Annotated in this window: 13 protein-coding genes; 3 read left to right on the top strand and 10 right to left on the bottom strand. The window is 64.5% G+C overall.

Annotated features, from left to right (window positions below; genetic code table 11):
• Nucleotide 1 precedes the first annotated feature (1 nt).
• Entirely contained in the window at nt 2–970 is a 969-nt protein-coding gene (locus AC1MCA_RS17725; protein ID WP_479799640.1) for a GlxA family transcriptional regulator, read from the bottom strand.
• A gap of 81 nt (nt 971–1,051) precedes the next feature.
• Here AC1MCA_RS17725 and AC1MCA_RS17720 point away from each other — a divergent pair, with 81 nt between their 5' ends.
• Nucleotides 1,052–1,219 (top strand): hypothetical protein, encoded by a 168-nt coding sequence (locus AC1MCA_RS17720; protein ID WP_181365279.1) that lies wholly within the window; start codon nt 1,052–1,054, stop codon nt 1,217–1,219.
• A 193-nt stretch (nt 1,220–1,412) separates the two neighbouring features.
• Nucleotides 1,413–5,363 carry an ATP-dependent RNA helicase HrpA gene (hrpA, locus tag AC1MCA_RS17715; protein ID WP_479799639.1) on the top strand — a complete coding sequence of 1,317 codons (3,951 nt, stop codon included), beginning with the start codon at nt 1,413–1,415 and terminating at the stop codon, nt 5,361–5,363.
• 32 nt (nt 5,364–5,395) lie between these two features.
• On the opposite strand, the gene AC1MCA_RS17710 is transcribed toward hrpA, so the two are convergent.
• The 4 genes from AC1MCA_RS17710 to AC1MCA_RS17695 are packed head-to-tail and all read right to left on the bottom strand — an operon-like array spanning nt 5,396 to nt 8,526.
• Nucleotides 5,396–5,824 carry an HIT family protein gene (locus tag AC1MCA_RS17710; RefSeq protein ID WP_108600121.1) on the bottom strand — a complete coding sequence of 143 codons (429 nt, stop codon included), beginning with the start codon at nt 5,822–5,824 and terminating at the stop codon, nt 5,396–5,398.
• Complete coding sequence (locus AC1MCA_RS17705; protein WP_479799638.1) at nt 5,821–6,978, bottom strand: NAD(P)-dependent alcohol dehydrogenase; 1,158 nt, start codon at nt 6,976–6,978, stop codon at nt 5,821–5,823. Before AC1MCA_RS17705 ends, AC1MCA_RS17710 begins: the two co-directional genes overlap by 4 nt.
• A complete protein-coding gene (locus AC1MCA_RS17700) occupies nt 6,975–7,865 on the bottom strand; it encodes a sulfurtransferase (protein WP_479799637.1) in 891 nt (296 codons plus the stop codon). Before AC1MCA_RS17700 ends, AC1MCA_RS17705 begins: the two co-directional genes overlap by 4 nt.
• A gap of 4 nt (nt 7,866–7,869) precedes the next feature.
• On the bottom strand, nt 7,870–8,526 hold the full coding sequence (locus tag AC1MCA_RS17695; RefSeq protein WP_479799636.1) for an MBL fold metallo-hydrolase: 657 nt from the start codon (nt 8,524–8,526) through the stop codon (nt 7,870–7,872).
• A gap of 129 nt (nt 8,527–8,655) precedes the next feature.
• On the opposite strand from AC1MCA_RS17695, the gene AC1MCA_RS17690 reads away from it, so the two are divergent.
• Nucleotides 8,656–9,177 (top strand): Fur family transcriptional regulator, encoded by a 522-nt coding sequence (locus tag AC1MCA_RS17690; protein WP_108599794.1) that lies wholly within the window; start codon nt 8,656–8,658, stop codon nt 9,175–9,177.
• A 29-nt stretch (nt 9,178–9,206) separates the two neighbouring features.
• Here the strand turns inward: AC1MCA_RS17690 and AC1MCA_RS17685 are convergent, their stop codons facing one another.
• The 5 genes from AC1MCA_RS17685 to AC1MCA_RS17665 form a co-directional block, all read right to left on the bottom strand.
• On the bottom strand, nt 9,207–10,082 hold the full coding sequence (locus AC1MCA_RS17685) for a metal ABC transporter permease (RefSeq protein WP_108599795.1): 876 nt from the start codon (nt 10,080–10,082) through the stop codon (nt 9,207–9,209).
• The gene (locus tag AC1MCA_RS17680; RefSeq protein WP_479799635.1) at nt 10,082–10,897 is read right to left on the bottom strand and encodes a metal ABC transporter ATP-binding protein; all 816 of its coding nucleotides are present in this window, start codon (nt 10,895–10,897) and stop codon (nt 10,082–10,084) included. The genes AC1MCA_RS17685 and AC1MCA_RS17680 overlap by 1 nt, the downstream gene beginning before the upstream one ends.
• Nucleotides 10,894–11,907: a metal ABC transporter solute-binding protein, Zn/Mn family gene (locus AC1MCA_RS17675; RefSeq protein ID WP_479799634.1), complete on the bottom strand. Its 1,014-nt coding sequence runs from the start codon at nt 11,905–11,907 to the stop codon at nt 10,894–10,896. The genes AC1MCA_RS17680 and AC1MCA_RS17675 overlap by 4 nt, the downstream gene beginning before the upstream one ends.
• A gap of 106 nt (nt 11,908–12,013) precedes the next feature.
• Nucleotides 12,014–13,084: a hemolysin family protein gene (locus tag AC1MCA_RS17670; RefSeq protein ID WP_479799633.1), complete on the bottom strand. Its 1,071-nt coding sequence runs from the start codon at nt 13,082–13,084 to the stop codon at nt 12,014–12,016.
• Nucleotides 13,081–14,415 (bottom strand): hemolysin family protein, encoded by a 1,335-nt coding sequence (locus tag AC1MCA_RS17665; protein ID WP_479799632.1) that lies wholly within the window; start codon nt 14,413–14,415, stop codon nt 13,081–13,083. The genes AC1MCA_RS17670 and AC1MCA_RS17665 overlap by 4 nt, the downstream gene beginning before the upstream one ends.
• Nucleotides 14,416–14,477: the final 62 nt, after the last annotated feature.

Below are 14,477 nucleotides of genomic sequence, written 5' to 3'. Positions count from 1 at the left end.
GTCAGCCCACAGCGGTGAGCTGACCGCGGAACGCACGGCGGTAGGACTGCGGACTGGTGTCCAGGACCTTGGCGAAGTGGTGGCGCAGCAAGACGGGATGCCCGAAGCCGGATTCCCGGGCAACCTCATCGATGTTGAGGTCGGTGGATTCCAACAGCTCCTGCGCCCTGAGCACTCGCTGGGAGTTCAGCCAAGCCGCTGGCGTCGCCCCGGTTTCGGACCGGAAGCGGCGGGCAAAGGTCCGGTCTGACATGTGCACCCTGGAGGCCAGATCACTAACGGTGTGTTCGCGGTCAAGGTTCTGCACCATCCATCGCAGCAATGCCTCCATGGGAGCCGATCCGCAGGTGGGCATTGGCCGGTCGATGAACTGCGCCTGGCCACCGTCGCGGTGTGGCGGAACCACCATGTCACGGGCTATGGCGGCGGCAACGTGCGCCCCCAACTCGATCCTCACCAGGTGGAGGCAGGCATCAATCCCGGCAGCGGTCCCGGCACTCGTGATCAGGTTGCCGTCCTGGACGTACAGCACGTTTTCGTCCATCAGTACTTCCTGGTACCGGCTGGCAAGCTCCTGGGAGTAGCGCCAGTGCGTGGTGCATCGCCTGCCGTTCAGAATGCCGGCGCGGGCCAGTGCGAAAGCTCCGGAGCAGATGGACATCACCCATGCTCCGCGGGCGTCAGCGGCGCGCAGTGCGTCCATCACGGATTCGGGAACGTCCTGGTCATGCCCGTAGGGTGCCATGATCACGAGGTCGGCATCGTGGGTGGCTTCAAGGCCCAGGCTGACGTGCATGGAGAGGCCGGATTTCATCGGCACATCCCCGGGCTCAGCGGTGCAGACACGGAAGTGGAAGGCTGGGACACCGCTGCCGCGGTCTGATCTGTCGAGGCCGAACACCTCGCAGGCGGTGCCGAACTCGAAGACCGCAAAGTTGGGAACAACAATCACAGCTACTGTCTTAAGCATGCTTCCATTATGGCAGAAATTTACTCTTTTTGGGCATTTCTGCCACTGTTTTGGAGGGCGCCGGCGGAGCACGATTGAGTCATGGAAATCTTCGGAATCATCCTCGTTGTACTGCTCCTCCTGGTCCTGGCAGCCACCGTTTCAGCGCTCCTGCGCGACGGCCTCGGACACAATCCACCTGTCGCCTCCCACCAGGCCTGGTCCGCCCTGGACCTGCCCAGCACCAGCCACACGCTCCGGGTCTTCTGAACCGTAGCCAGCCCAAAACCCACCTTCATCTCTCCAGCAGCAAAGGACCCGGCTCACAAGAGCCGGGTCCTTTGCTCGTGCTTCTGAACCACTGGACTGCAAGGTAAACGACTGGCCGGACGGCGCTCCGGTCAACCGGAGAAGCATGGCGAGGGCGGGAAACAAGCGCCACCCCAGTAGACTGGCAGCAGCCATGACATTTCATATCTCCTATCCTGCTGAGCTGCCCGTTTCCGAGCGCCGCGAGGACCTGATGGCTGCCATCGCCGCCAACCAGGTGACCATCATCGCCGGCGAAACGGGCTCCGGCAAGACCACCCAGATCCCCAAGATGTGCCTCGAGCTTGGCCTCGGCGATAACGGCCTGATCGGGCACACCCAGCCACGCCGCCTCGCGGCCCGCACGGTGGCCGAACGCATTGCCGAGGAGATGGGCGTGGAGATCGGCCAGGAAGTCGGCTTCCAGGTGCGGTTCACCGGCGAGGTCAGCCGCGCCACCAAGGTCAAGCTGATGACGGACGGCATCCTGCTGGCAGAGATCCAGCGGGACAAACTGCTCCGCAAGTACAACGCGATCATCATCGATGAGGCCCACGAACGAAGCCTCAACATCGACTTCATCCTGGGCTACCTCAAACGCATCCTGCCGCAGCGGCCGGACCTGAAGATCATCATCACCTCGGCCACCATCGATCCGCAGCGTTTCGCCAAGCACTTCGGCACGGACGAGGACCCCTCCCCCATCATTGAGGTCTCGGGCCGGACCTTCCCGGTGGAAATCCGGTACCGGCCGCTGTCGCAGCCAGCCGGCGGGGCAGCGGGCGACGACGACGCAGCCTCCGACGACGAACTCGAGGAGGACCGCGATCCCCTGGACGCCGTGTGCGACGCCGTCGACGAACTCGCCGCTGAGGCGCCGGGCGACATCCTCATCTTCTTCTCCGGCGAGCGCGAGATCCGCGACGCCGCTGAGGCGCTCAACGCGAGGATCCAGTCCAACCGCCGGCTCGCAGGCACCGAAGTCCTGCCGCTCTTTGCCAGGCTCAGCCTGCAGGAACAGCACAAGGTCTTCCACCCGGGCAACAAACGCCGGATCGTGCTGGCCACCAACGTGGCTGAGACGTCACTGACCGTCCCCGGCATCAAGTACGTCATCGACACCGGCACGGCCCGCATCTCGCGCTACTCGCACCGCACCAAGGTACAGCGCCTTCCGATCGAGCGCGTTTCGCAGGCCTCCGCGAACCAGCGCTCGGGCCGCTGCGGCCGCGTGTCGGACGGCATCGCCATCCGGCTGTATTCGGAAGAGGACTTCGAGTCCCGTCCCCCGTTCACCGACCCCGAGATCCTGCGCACCAACCTGGCTGCCGTCATCCTGCAGATGACGGCCATGGGGGTGGCCCGCGGCCCGAAGGACGTGGAGAACTTCCCGTTCGTTGAACCGCCGGACTCGCGGGCAATCAACGACGGCGTGACGCTCCTTCGGGAGCTCGGCGCCTTGAATGCCACCCGGCCCGGTGACGCAAAGAGCGGCGGGCTGACCGCCGTCGGGCAAAAGCTTGCGCAGCTGCCGGTCGATCCCCGGCTCGGCCGGATGATTGTGGAAGCCGGCAAACGCGGCTGTGTCCGCGAAGTCATGATCCTGGCCGCAGCACTGACCATCCAGGACCCCCGCGAGCGCCCCACCGACAAGCAGCAGCTCGCTGCCGAGAAGCACGCGCGGTTCCGGGACGAAAATTCCGACTTCACCGGCTTCCTTAACCTCTGGAACTACATCCAGGAGAAGCAGCAGGAGCTCTCCTCCACCCAGTTCCGCAGGCTCTGCCGGACCGAGTTCATCAACTACCTCCGGGTACGCGAATGGCAGGACCTCTTTGCCCAGCTCCGGCAGCTCGCCCGGCCGCTCGGCATCAGCCTGGACAACAAACGCCTCGCCGACCCGGTGGGCAATCACGAGGGAATCCACATCAGCCTGCTGTCAGGGCTGCTGAGCCACATCGGCATCCTCGACGAACGCAAGCGTGAGTACGCGGGCGCGCGCGGCAGCCGCTTCGCGATCTTCCCCGGCTCGGCGCTGTTCAAGAAGTCCCCAACGTTTGTGATGGCAGCGGAGCTCGTGGAGACCAGCCGCCTCTGGGCGAGGGTCGCCGCAAAGTTCGATCCGGTCTGGGCTGAGCAGGTGGCGCCGGACCTCGTCAAGCGCAGCTACAGCGAACCGCACTGGTCCACCAAAATGGGCGCCGTGATGGCGTACGAAAAAGTCACCCTCTACGGCGTGCCCATCATTCCCCAGCGCCGGATCAACTACAGCCGCGTGGATCCGGTCCTGGCCCGCGAGCTGTTCATCCGGCACGCCCTGGTGGAAGGCGACTGGAAGACCCACCACAAGTTCTTCCACCGGAACCGCGCCCTCCTCCTGGAGGTGGAGGAACTCGAAGCCCGCATGCGCCGGCGCGGCCTGCTGGTGGACGACGAAACCCTCTTTGAGTTCTACGATGCCAGGCTCGGCCCCGAGGTGGTGTCCGAACGCCACTTCGACAAGTGGTGGAAAGAGGCCCGGCAGAAAAATCCCGACCTCCTTGACTACGACAAGTCACTCCTGCTCAGTGACGGCGCCGATGACCTGGACGAGTCCGCCTACCCGAAAACCTGGCTGCATAAGGGCTTCGAGCTGCCGCTGACCTACGAGTTCCACCCGGTGGCGCCCGGCTCACCGCCCAATCCGTCCGACGGCGTCACTGCCGAAGTGCCAGTGCTCTTCCTGAACCAGCTCGATGATGCCCCTTTCCGCTGGCTGATTCCGGGTCAGCGTGTGGAACTGGTGGCCGCCCTGATCAAGTCGCTGCCGAAGCAGATCCGCAAGAATTTTGTTCCCGCCCCGGACGTCGCCCGCCAGGCTGTGGCTGCCCTGGAGGCGGACTTCGATCCCGCCAACGATGATCTGGAAGCCTCATTGGAGCTCGCCCTCCGCCGGATCCGCGGTCAGGTCATCCCGCCCGGATCCTGGAACTGGGATGCCGTCCCTTCCCATCTGCGGGTGAGCTTCAGGGTGGTGGACAGCAAGGGGAAAGTACTGGATGAGGGCAAGGACCTCGCCGCCCTTCAGGAGCGCCTCGCCCCGGCCACACGCCGTGCCATTGCGGAGTCCCTGGGCGCGACTCCCGGAACCACCGGGCCGAAGTCACGGGGGAAGTCCGGCGGCGCTGAGCCCGCGGGAACCGACGCAGGAACCGGACAAGGAAACGGGATGTCACCCGGCTCGGCCCCCGGCTTCCGCGAGCAGAGCGGCCTGACCGAGTGGACCTTTGGCGCCGTACAGCGGCAGGTCAGCAACACCATCAAGGGTCACACAGTGACGGGATACCCTGCACTGGTGGATGAAGGAACGTCCGTTGCGCTGCGCGTCTTCCAGACACCCTCCGAACAGCGGGAATCCATGCGCGGCGGCGTGATCAGGCTGTTGGCGCTCAGGGTCCCGGCCCCGGACCGGTACGTCCTGGAACACCTGAACAACACCGAGAAGCTCACGTTCAGCCAGAACCCGCACGGTTCTGTATCCGCCCTGATCGCGGACTGCGCCTTGGCCGCTATCGACAAGCTGACCCCGGCTGAAGTCCCGTGGGACAGGCCGTCCTTTGATGTCCTCTATGAGCGGGTGCGCGCTGAGCTGATCGACACAGTCTTCAGCGTCACTGCCGTGGTGGAGCGCATCCTTGCCAGCACGCGGCGCATTGAGAAACTGCTGAAGGCGACCACGAGCCTGGCCCTGATCAGCGCCCTGAATGATGTGAAGAGCCAGCTGGAACAGCTGGTGTTTCCGGGCTTCGTCGCGAAAACCGGCTATGCGCAGCTGAGTCAGCTCCCCCGCTACCTTGCTGCGATTGAGAAACGCCTGGAAAAGCTTCCCGGCAACGTCCAGCGGGATGCCCTTAGCATGGCTGCCGTACAACGCCTGGAGGACGACTACGACGACGCCGTCTCAGCACTGCTCCCGGGCCGGCGGGTCGGTGCCGAGCTGACCCAGGTCCGCTGGATGGTCGAGGAGCTCCGGGTGAGCCTCTTCGCCGTCGAGCTTGGAACCGCCTACTCGGTGTCAGAAAAGCGGATCCGCGCGGTGCTCAACAAGGCGCTCGCGCCGGCTTAGGCGGGTGCCAGGCGTACGTGCAGGTGCAAGGTTCAGCTTTCGGGCACAAACTCCCCGTAGCCGGCGGCCCGGAGCCCCTCGCGGAGCTTCTCTGCGTTGGCATCCAGCACGGCGGGGTCGGGGTTCTGGTCCGCGGAGGCGAAGTTGAAGTCCGCCATGCTCCTGGACGGCCACACGTGGACATGCATGTGGTTGATTTCGTAGCCGGCCACAATCAGTCCTGCCCGCTCGGCAGGGAAGATGTCCAGCTGGACGGCACCGATCCGGCGGGCCACCTCCATGACCTTCGCCAACGTTTCCGGGGAAGCATCGGTCCAGCGGTCAACCTCCTCGGTGGGCACCACCAGGGTGTGTCCATGTGCCAGCGGGCCGGTTGTCAGGAAGGCTGCAACGTCAGGCTCACGCCAGACGAACCGTCCGGGGATCTCGCCGTTGATGATCTTGGTGAACAGGGTGCTCATGCGTTTGCCTCCGTGGCCGGGGACTGCAGCGTGCCGGTGTCCAGCACAAAGCGGTATTTGACGTCGCCGGCCACCATCCGGTCGTAGGCGTCGTTCACTTGGTCTGCCCGCACCAGTTCGATGTCGGCAACCACATCATGTTCGGCGCAGAAGTCGAGCATTTCCTGCGTCTCGGCGATTCCGCCGATCAGCGATCCGGCGTAGGCGATCCGGCGGCGGATCAGGGCCCTGGGGTCCACCGGCGGCATGGCCTCCGACGGGAGTCCCAGCTGGAAGAGCGCACCGTCCACACGGAGGGTCCGGAAAAAAGGGTTGAGATCGTGCGGTGCGGCCACGGTATCGATGATGAGGTCAATGGTGCGGTTGGCTGCGGCCATTGCGGACTCGTCACGGGACAGGATCACTTCGTCGGCGCCAAGTTCCAGTGCGGCCGGCACCTTGGCCTCGGATGTGGTGAAGACCAGCACGCGCGCGCCCATGGCCTTGGCGAGCTTGACGGCCATGTGGCCGAGGCCGCCAAGCCCCACAACACCCACCACGTCGCCTTCCTCCACATCGAAGTGCCGGAGCGGGGAGAACGTGGTGATGCCGGCGCAGAGCAAGGGGGCGACGGCGGCCGGATCAAGATTTGCGGGCACGCGGAGCACATAGCGGCGATCGACCACCACGGAGGATGAATACCCTCCCTGCGTGATGGCATCACCGTTGCGGGGATCCTTGGCCCCGTATGTCCCCGTAATGCCGATTTCGCAGTACTGTTCCAGACCGTCCAGGCAGCTCTCGCATTCCCGGCAGGAATCCACCATGCAGCCCACGCCCACGCGGTCGCCCGGGGAGAAGTCGTCCACAGCCGAGCCAACACGGCTGACGGTTCCTACAATTTCGTGGCCTGGCACCAGCGGATAATTCTGGGTGCCCCATTCGCCACGGGTTGCGTGTACGTCCGAGTGGCACAGTCCGCAGAATTCAATGGCGATCTCGACGTCGTCCTCTTTGGGGGTCCGCCGTGCCAGTGTCAGCGGCACGAGCCCGCTCGTACCGGAGGTGGCTCCAAGGGCAGCGGCGAGAGCGCCCGTGCCACCGTCAGCAGTTGGAACACCGGCGGGCACTACGGGTCGGGCAAGGGGCGGCGGTACCGGACGTCCTGGAGTCATAGTGCGACGCTACCCCCGGTGGCCGCGGCTTCGCCAATCGGCCCGACGCCCGTGGCCACGGGCCGTTCGGGATTGTTTGACCATTCCGAGAAGGATCCCGGATACAGGGCCGCCCGGTAACCTGCGATTTCAAGGGCGGCGACCTCGTGTGCGGCTGTGACGCCCGAGCCGCAGTACACGGCAACCGAAACGTCCGCGGTGATTCCCAGACCCTCGAACCTGCGCCGCAGCGCTTCTGCCGGCAGAAAGCGTCCGGTCCGGTCCGCATTCCCGGTTGTCGGCGCGCTCACGGCACCTGGAATGTGGCCGGCCCTCGGATCAACCGGTTCGAATTCGCCACGGTACCTTTCGCCGGCCCGGGCATCGAGGAGGATGCCGGTTGCCGCCCAGCCCGCTGCTCCGTCTGCGTCGATGCTGGGCATCAGCCCGCCCCCAGCGGAAGCATCAAAAGTAACGGTGCCGACGGCGGCCTCCACGGGCCCGGTCTCCACGTCCAGCCCGGCGGCCCGCCAGGCCGCCAGGCCGCCGTCGAGCAGGTGGACATCGTGAAGCCCCGCGTTGCGGAGCATCCACCAGAGCCGGGCGGCAGCCATGTTGCCGCTGTCGTCATAGGCAACCACAGCATCGCCGTCATTGATGCCCCAGCCTCTGGCAGTTTCCTGGAAGACCGGTAAGGATGGCAGCGGGTGCCTGCCGTGTGACGGGGCGGCCGGTGTTGCAAGCTCGGTGGCCAGGTCCACGAACACTGCCCCCGGGAGGTGCCCCGCCAGATAGTGCTCCCGGCCGTGGGGGTCGCCCAGGACCCAGCGGACATCGAGCAGAACAATACGTTGGCCGGCAGCCAGGCGGGCCTGGAGGGCAGGGACATCAATCAACGGACTCGTCATGCTTCTAGACTTCCACCGATTCCCGCGGTGCAAGGTGGGTGTACTCGGTGCCGTATTTTTTTCCCAGCCGGGCTACATGGGACTCCGCGATCTTGACGCCCATCCCGTTCAGCAGGCCGTCGTGGATCTGGAACGCCTGCGGGGCGCGGACGGCGATCACGAAGTCCACCACCTCGCTGACCTTGCTCCAGGGTGCGTGGAGCGGAACCAGGAGGTTCTTGACGCTGAGCCCGTCCGGGACGATGAAGGAATCCCCCGGATGGTAGACATTTTCGTCCACCAGATATCCGATGTTGGCCACCACGGGGACCTGCGGGTGGATGAGCGCATGCTGGCCGCCGAAGCTGCGGATGCTGAAACCGGCTGCTTCAAACGTGGATCCCGATTCAACCGTGTGGATCCGCGAGGACTGTTGAGGCGCCTCATCCTGCAGGTGTTTGGCCACCCCCGCCGGAGCGAACACTGCCAGGTCCGCGGAGCCGCGGAGGGCATTAACCACCGCCGGCACATCCACGTGATCGCCGTGTTCGTGCGTGACCAGGATGGCGTGCGCGCCGTCCAGCGCCTCTTTTGTTTCCGAGAAGGTCCCCGGATCCAGCACGATCACCTGGCCATCCTTTTCGAGCCGGACACAGGAGTGGGTGTATTTCGTCAGCTTCATAGCGCCAGCCTAGGTTCCGGTTCCGGGCCTGTCCAAGGAAAAACCGGACTGTCCGGGGAAAACCGGCCGGGCGGCCCCGGCTGGTAATCTTGATGATTGCCACCGTCCCTCAGGGAAGCGAGTACCTCCATGCCGTCCGGCACCAAAGCAGACGCGTCGCCGTCGAACGCTGCCTCCGCCGGCAGCGCTGCAGGCCGGCCTTCGGGGGCCCTCGCCGGCGCCGCCTCCGGAACAGGAGCGGGAAAAGAGCAGCGCGTCACCAAACAGCGGCTCGCCGTCAGCGCCGCCCTGGACGAACTGGATGATTTCGTCAGCACCCAGGAGCTCTACCGCATCCTGCAGAACCAGGGTGTCTCGGTCTCGCTGGCCACCGCCTACCGGATCCTGCAGTCCCTTGCTGAGGACGGCCTCGTGGATGTGTTGCGCAACGGCGAGGGCGAAGCTGTCTACCGTCGCTGTGCGGTCACCGGCCACCATCACCACCTCCTGTGCCGCAATTGCGGTAAGGCCGTGGAAGTTGAGGCCCCCGCCGTGGAAACATGGGCGGCCCGGATCGCCCAGGAGCACGGCTACACCGAGGTGGCACACACCGTGGAGATCTTTGGGCTGTGCCCGGACTGCACCGCGCTCAGGGCCGCCGGCAAACTCTAGGGATCCTGCCGCGTCGCTGGGCCCGCACCCTAGTGGGCGTGAACCACGCGGCCGTTGATTCCCTTCCGGGCCCGGAACGAACCGATGATGCGGCACACCACGTATATAAGGAACGACAAGGTGGTGACATAGGGGCTGATCGGGATACGTCCGCCCAGCGCCAGCAGGATTCCGCCCACCGTGGCCGTCACGGCAAAGACAACACTGAGCACCACCAGCGCCACCGGCGAGGATGTCACGCGCAGCGCGGCGGCCGCCGGAGTGATCAGCAGCGCGAGCACCAGCAGCGCCCCCACCACCTGGATGGACAGGGCCACGCTCACGCCGAGCAGCACCATAAAGATCAAGGCAAGCGTCCGAACCGGCACACCGCGGGCTTCGGCCAGCTCCGGATCAACGCTGGCAAAGTTGAGCGGGCGCCAGATGATGACCAGCGCGGCGATCACGGCCACGGCCGCCCCCGCGAGTACCTGAAGCTGGACGGTATCGACGGACACGATCTGACCGGTGAGGAGGCCGAACTTGTTCGCGGCCCGTCCCTGGTAAAGCGACAGGAACAGGATGCCCAGGCCCAGCCCGAACGGCATGATCACGCCGATGATGGAGTTCTTGTCCCGTGCCCTGACCCCCATCAGGCCCAGGAGCAGCGCGGCCGCCACTGAACCGATCAGCGAACCGAACACGATGTCCGCACCGATCAGCAGGGCAAAGGCCGCCCCGGCGAAAGACAGCTCGGAGATGCCATGGACCGCGAACGCCAGGTCCCGCTTCATCACGAAGGTCCCCACCAGTCCGCCGAGCAGGCCCAGCACGGCCCCGGCCCAGATGGAGTTCTGGACCAGCACCAGCAGTTCCCCGTAGTTTTCGAAACTGAAAATCGCTCCAATAATGCTGTCAGCGTCCATCAGGCCACCTCGCCGGCCGTTACCGGGACAATGTCATGGTGGTGCGTCGTTGCGTCCGGAAGTCCGACGACGACGATGCGGCCGTTCGCGTGGATGACTTCCACGTGGGATCCGTAGAGATCCGAGAGGACCTCGGTGGTCATGACTTCCTGCGGTGTCCCCACCCTGAACCGGCCGCCTGCCAGATAGAGCACGCGGTCTACGTAATTGATGATCGGGTTGATCTCGTGGGTCACAAAGACCACCGCACTGTTCTGTTCGTGGCACTGCTTGTTGATCAGGGCACTGACGGCCTGCTGGTGATGCAGGTCCAATGACAACAGGGGTTCGTCGCACAGGAGTACTTTGGGGTCTGTGGCCAGGGCTTGCGCGACGCGGAGACGCTGCTGTTCACCGCCGGAGAGCAGTCCCACCGGAACCTTCGCGTAATCACTGGCCCCTACAAGTTCCAGGAGTTCGTCAATTCTGCGGTTGGCCCGGGACATGCCCAGCCGCAACCCCCAGCGGTGCCCGTCCACGCCCAGCCCCACCAGGTCCCTGGCACGCATGGGGGTGTCCGGGGCAAAGGATTTCTGCTGGGGAATGTAGCCGATGAGGCTGCTCCCCCGCTCCACCGGGCGGTCACCCAGCGTTGCCTGGCCGGTCTGGAGCTCCTGCAGGCCCAGAAGCACTTTAAGGAAGCTGGTCTTGCCGCTGCCATTGGGACCAAGCACAGCGAAAAACTCGCCGGGTTTGATATCGAGGTCGAGATCCTCCCAGAGCGTCCGTTTGCCGAACTGCAGGGACGCCCCGCGGAGGCTCACCACCGGTTTCAACTATTTTTCTCCAAAACCTTGCTGACGTTCTCAACATTGTCCGTCATCCACTCGAGGTACGTCTTGCCCTCGGGCAGGGTTTCGCTGAAGTCGAGGACGGGAACGCCGGCCGATTCAGCGGCTTTCTTCAGTGCCTCTGTCTGGGGGCCCTCGGTCTGCAGGTTGTAGGCCAGGAACCTGATCTCCTTGGAGCCTGCCAGATCCGTGGCGGCCTTCAGTACAGCCGGCGGGACATCGGAGCCTTCTTCGATGGCCGCCGTGTAGTCCTCGGGGGTCCGGTTCTCCAGGCCCGCCGCTTCAAGCAGGTACCCCGGAACCGGTTCGGTCACGGCCACCGGCGCGCCTGCCCCGTTGGCCTTGAGCGCTGCAAGCTTGCCGGTCAGCTCGCCGGCCGCCGTCTTGAATGTTGCCGCGTTTGCGGTAAACAGGGCAGCTGATGCTGGATCCTGCTCGCCGAGTTTGGCCGCGATGGAATCGGCCAGCTTGCCCATGGCATCCACGCTGTACCAGACGTGTTCGTTGAACTCGCCGTGGACATGGCCGTGCCCGTCGTCAGATCCAGTGGAAGCCCCGGATTCGACGGCGGCCGGTGTTTCCGTGCCGGTTTCCTCCGGTGCCAGGCCGGAGACTTCGACTGCAGTAACGATGTTGCTGTGCGGAATATTGCTGTCGTCGGCCAGTTTGTGCAGGAAGTCGTCATAGCCGCCGCCGTTCTCGATGACCAGATCGGCCTTCGAGACCAACAGCCGGTCCTGCGCGGTTGCCTCGTATGAATGAGGGTCCTGGCCGGCCTGGTTGATGATGGACTCTACGCTGACCTTGTCCCCGCCCACTGACCGGACAATGTCCGCGTATACGTTGGTGGATGCCACAACAGCCAAAGCTCCGGAAGAAGTTTCCGTGCCCGAGGAGGTCGGCGCCGTCCCGTTTCCGGGGCTGCATGCCGTCAGCAGGAGGCTGAAGCCCGCGAGGGCTGCGAGGGACGTTCGGATGGCTGCGGGGTGACGCACGGAAACCTCAAATCGGTGTGGGTGGACTTTTTCGACTCCCTGAAGTCTAGCCCTAAATAGGAATGATTCCTATTTAGAAAAGGAGCGGAGGTCCGGAGGGTCAGGCTCAATGACCGTTGGGCTGGCCCAGCCTCCTGATGCCGGTGGCCTGGGTGGCGTCCCGGATCTCCCCCACGAGCTGCTCGATCACGTCTTCCAGGAACAGGACTCCATGCGTCTGTCCGTCCGCCCCTATCACGCGGGCAAGGTGCGAGCCCGTGCGCTGCATCACGGACATAGCCGTCTCCACTTCGTCATCCAGCGACAGGTTGGCCAGTGAGCGGATCCGGCTTTCGGCGATGGGGTGCTGGTAATCCGAGTCAGGGATGGACAGCACGTCCTTCACGTGCAGATAGCCTGCGATGATGCCGTCATCATCGAGCATCGGAAACCTGGAGAATCCTGTCCTGCTGACAGCTTTCTCGAATTCCACCGGGGTTGTGGCAGCTTTCAGCATTACCAGGTTGTCCAACGGCACCATGATGTTCGAGGCCGTGTATTCGGAGAATTCCAATGCACCGGTGATCAGCCCCTGGTCATCATCCACCAGCCCGTGGCGCGTGGACTCCTGCACAATTGACTGGACTTCCTCGAGCGTGAAGGACGAATTCACTTCGTCCTTGGGCTCAATCCGGAGCAGCTTGAGGATGTGGTTGGCAGACCAGTTCAGCGCAACAATGGCAGGGTTGACCAGCTTGGCCACGAACATCAGCGGCGGAGCCAGGAGCAGCGCGGCCTTGTCAGCCACGGATACCGAGATGTTTTTCGGCACCATCTCACCGAAGGTGACATGGAGGAAGGTCACCACCATCAGGGCGATGGCGAAAGCAGCGACGTCGGCAACTTCAACCGGCAGCCCCACGGCTTCCAGCGGTGCCGCCATCAGGTGATGGATGGCAGGCTCGGCCACCTGCAGGATCAGCAGCGAACATACCGTGATGCCCAACTGCGCACAGGCAAGCATCAGCGAGACATTTTCCATGGCCCGCAGAGTGGTCTGTGCACGCTTGGAACCGGCGTCGGCAAGGGGTTCGATCTGGCTGCGCCGCGCGGACATGACGGCGAACTCGGCGCCGACAAAAAACGCGTTGCCCAGCAGGAGGATGACCAGCCAGAATATTCCTGCCCAGTCACTCATCGCCCGCTCCTGTCATCCGGAGCCGGCTCAGGTTCGGGTGCGGCCGGACGGAAGCAGATGCGGTCGATCCTTCGGCCGTCCATCCTGGTCACGCTGAGCGTGCCACCGCCAACGGAGACAGTGTCCCCCACCACGGCAATACGGCCCAGTTCACTCATGACGTACCCGCCCACCGTTTCATAGGCTGATTCGTCCGGAACGGTGAGCCCCGGGATCTGTTCGGACAGTTCGTCGGGACGGAGCAGTCCCGGGAAGTACCAGTCCCCGGAGGCGCTTTGGAGCAGGCCCGGGCGGACCTTGTCGTGTTCGTCGGCTACTTCACCCACAATTTCCTCCACGAGGTCCTCGAGGGTGGCGATGCCGGCAGTTCCGCCGTATTCATCAAGAACGACGGCGAGCTGGAGGTTTCCTTCCCGCAGCTCGGCCAGGAGGGCGTCGAGGTGGATGGTCTCCGGCACACGCAGGACATCGGTCATGATGGCGCCGGCTTCCAGGTTGGCCCGGCGGTCCCACGGCACGGCGACCGCTTTCTTGACGTGGACCAGACCCTTGATGTCGTCAGAGGACTCCCCGATCACGGGGAACCTTGAGTACCCGGTGCGCCGGGCGGCGTCCAGGATTTCGGAGACGGGCTGGTCGGCGTCGATGGTTTCGACCCGGATCCGGGGCGTCATGACGTCGGCGGCCGTTCGTGCCGAGAAGTTCAGCGTCCGCGCCACAAAGTTGGCGGTGCCGGCGTCGAGCGTTCCCATGGCCGCGGAGCGCCGCACCAAAGAGGCAAGTTCGGCGGGTGTCCGGGCACCGGAAATTTCTTCCTTGGCCTCAAGGCCAAAGACATTGAGCACCTTGTTGGAGAACCCGTTGAGCACCACAATGGCGGGCTTGAAGATCGCCGTAAAGACCAGCTGCGGCCGTGCGAGCGCCTTGCCTACCTGGAATGAGAGGGCGATGGCCATGTTTTTCGGCACCAGTTCGCCGAGGAGCATGGACAGCAGGGTCGCCAGCGCCATGGCAATGACGAGGGAGACAGATGCCGCGGCCACTTCCGGAATCCCGACGGCGGCCAGCGGGCCTTCCAGGAGCCGCCCCACGGACGGTTCCATCACGTAACCGGTCAGCAACGTGGTGAGGGTGATGCCGAGCTGGCAGCTGGAAAGCTGGGTTGAGAGGGACTTCAGGCACTTAAGGAGCGGTACAGCGCCGGTGTCACCGTTGTCGATGGCGCGCTGCACGGTGGCCTGGTCAAGGGCAATGAGGGAAAATTCGACGGCCACAAAAAATCCTGTGCCGGCGATCAGCAGGAGGCCTGCCGCGAGGAGTATCCACTCCATTCAGCATCCCGCCCAAATGGACGGAGTCCGGGGAATGCGGGCAGGCGGAGGATGGTCTGCCG

The sequence above is a fragment of the Arthrobacter sp. BK1 genome (assembly GCF_056680055.1).
The sequence above is the reverse complement of the archived record's forward strand: the minus strand, read 5'-3'. Positions and strand labels throughout refer to the sequence as shown.

What these genes read in the sequence shown, in the direction of transcription:
- hrpA (WP_479799639.1), top strand. Translation starts at nt 1,413, where the DNA reads ATGACATTTCATATCTCCTATCCTGCTGAGCTGCCCGTTTCCGAGCGC.
- AC1MCA_RS17695 (WP_479799636.1), bottom strand. Translation starts at nt 8,526, where the DNA reads ATGAAGCTGACGAAATACACCCACTCCTGTGTCCGGCTCGAAAAGGAT.
- AC1MCA_RS17725 (WP_479799640.1), bottom strand. Translation starts at nt 970, where the DNA reads ATGCTTAAGACAGTAGCTGTGATTGTTGTTCCCAACTTTGCGGTCTTC.
- AC1MCA_RS17690 (WP_108599794.1), top strand. Translation starts at nt 8,656, where the DNA reads ATGCCGTCCGGCACCAAAGCAGACGCGTCGCCGTCGAACGCTGCCTCC.
- AC1MCA_RS17705 (WP_479799638.1), bottom strand. Translation starts at nt 6,978, where the DNA reads ATGACTCCAGGACGTCCGGTACCGCCGCCCCTTGCCCGACCCGTAGTG.
- AC1MCA_RS17710 (WP_108600121.1), bottom strand. Translation starts at nt 5,824, where the DNA reads ATGAGCACCCTGTTCACCAAGATCATCAACGGCGAGATCCCCGGACGG.
- AC1MCA_RS17685 (WP_108599795.1), bottom strand. Translation starts at nt 10,082, where the DNA reads ATGGACGCTGACAGCATTATTGGAGCGATTTTCAGTTTCGAAAACTAC.
- AC1MCA_RS17700 (WP_479799637.1), bottom strand. Translation starts at nt 7,865, where the DNA reads ATGACGAGTCCGTTGATTGATGTCCCTGCCCTCCAGGCCCGCCTGGCT.
- AC1MCA_RS17720 (WP_181365279.1), top strand. Translation starts at nt 1,052, where the DNA reads ATGGAAATCTTCGGAATCATCCTCGTTGTACTGCTCCTCCTGGTCCTG.
- AC1MCA_RS17670 (WP_479799633.1), bottom strand. Translation starts at nt 13,084, where the DNA reads ATGAGTGACTGGGCAGGAATATTCTGGCTGGTCATCCTCCTGCTGGGC.
- AC1MCA_RS17665 (WP_479799632.1), bottom strand. Translation starts at nt 14,415, where the DNA reads ATGGAGTGGATACTCCTCGCGGCAGGCCTCCTGCTGATCGCCGGCACA.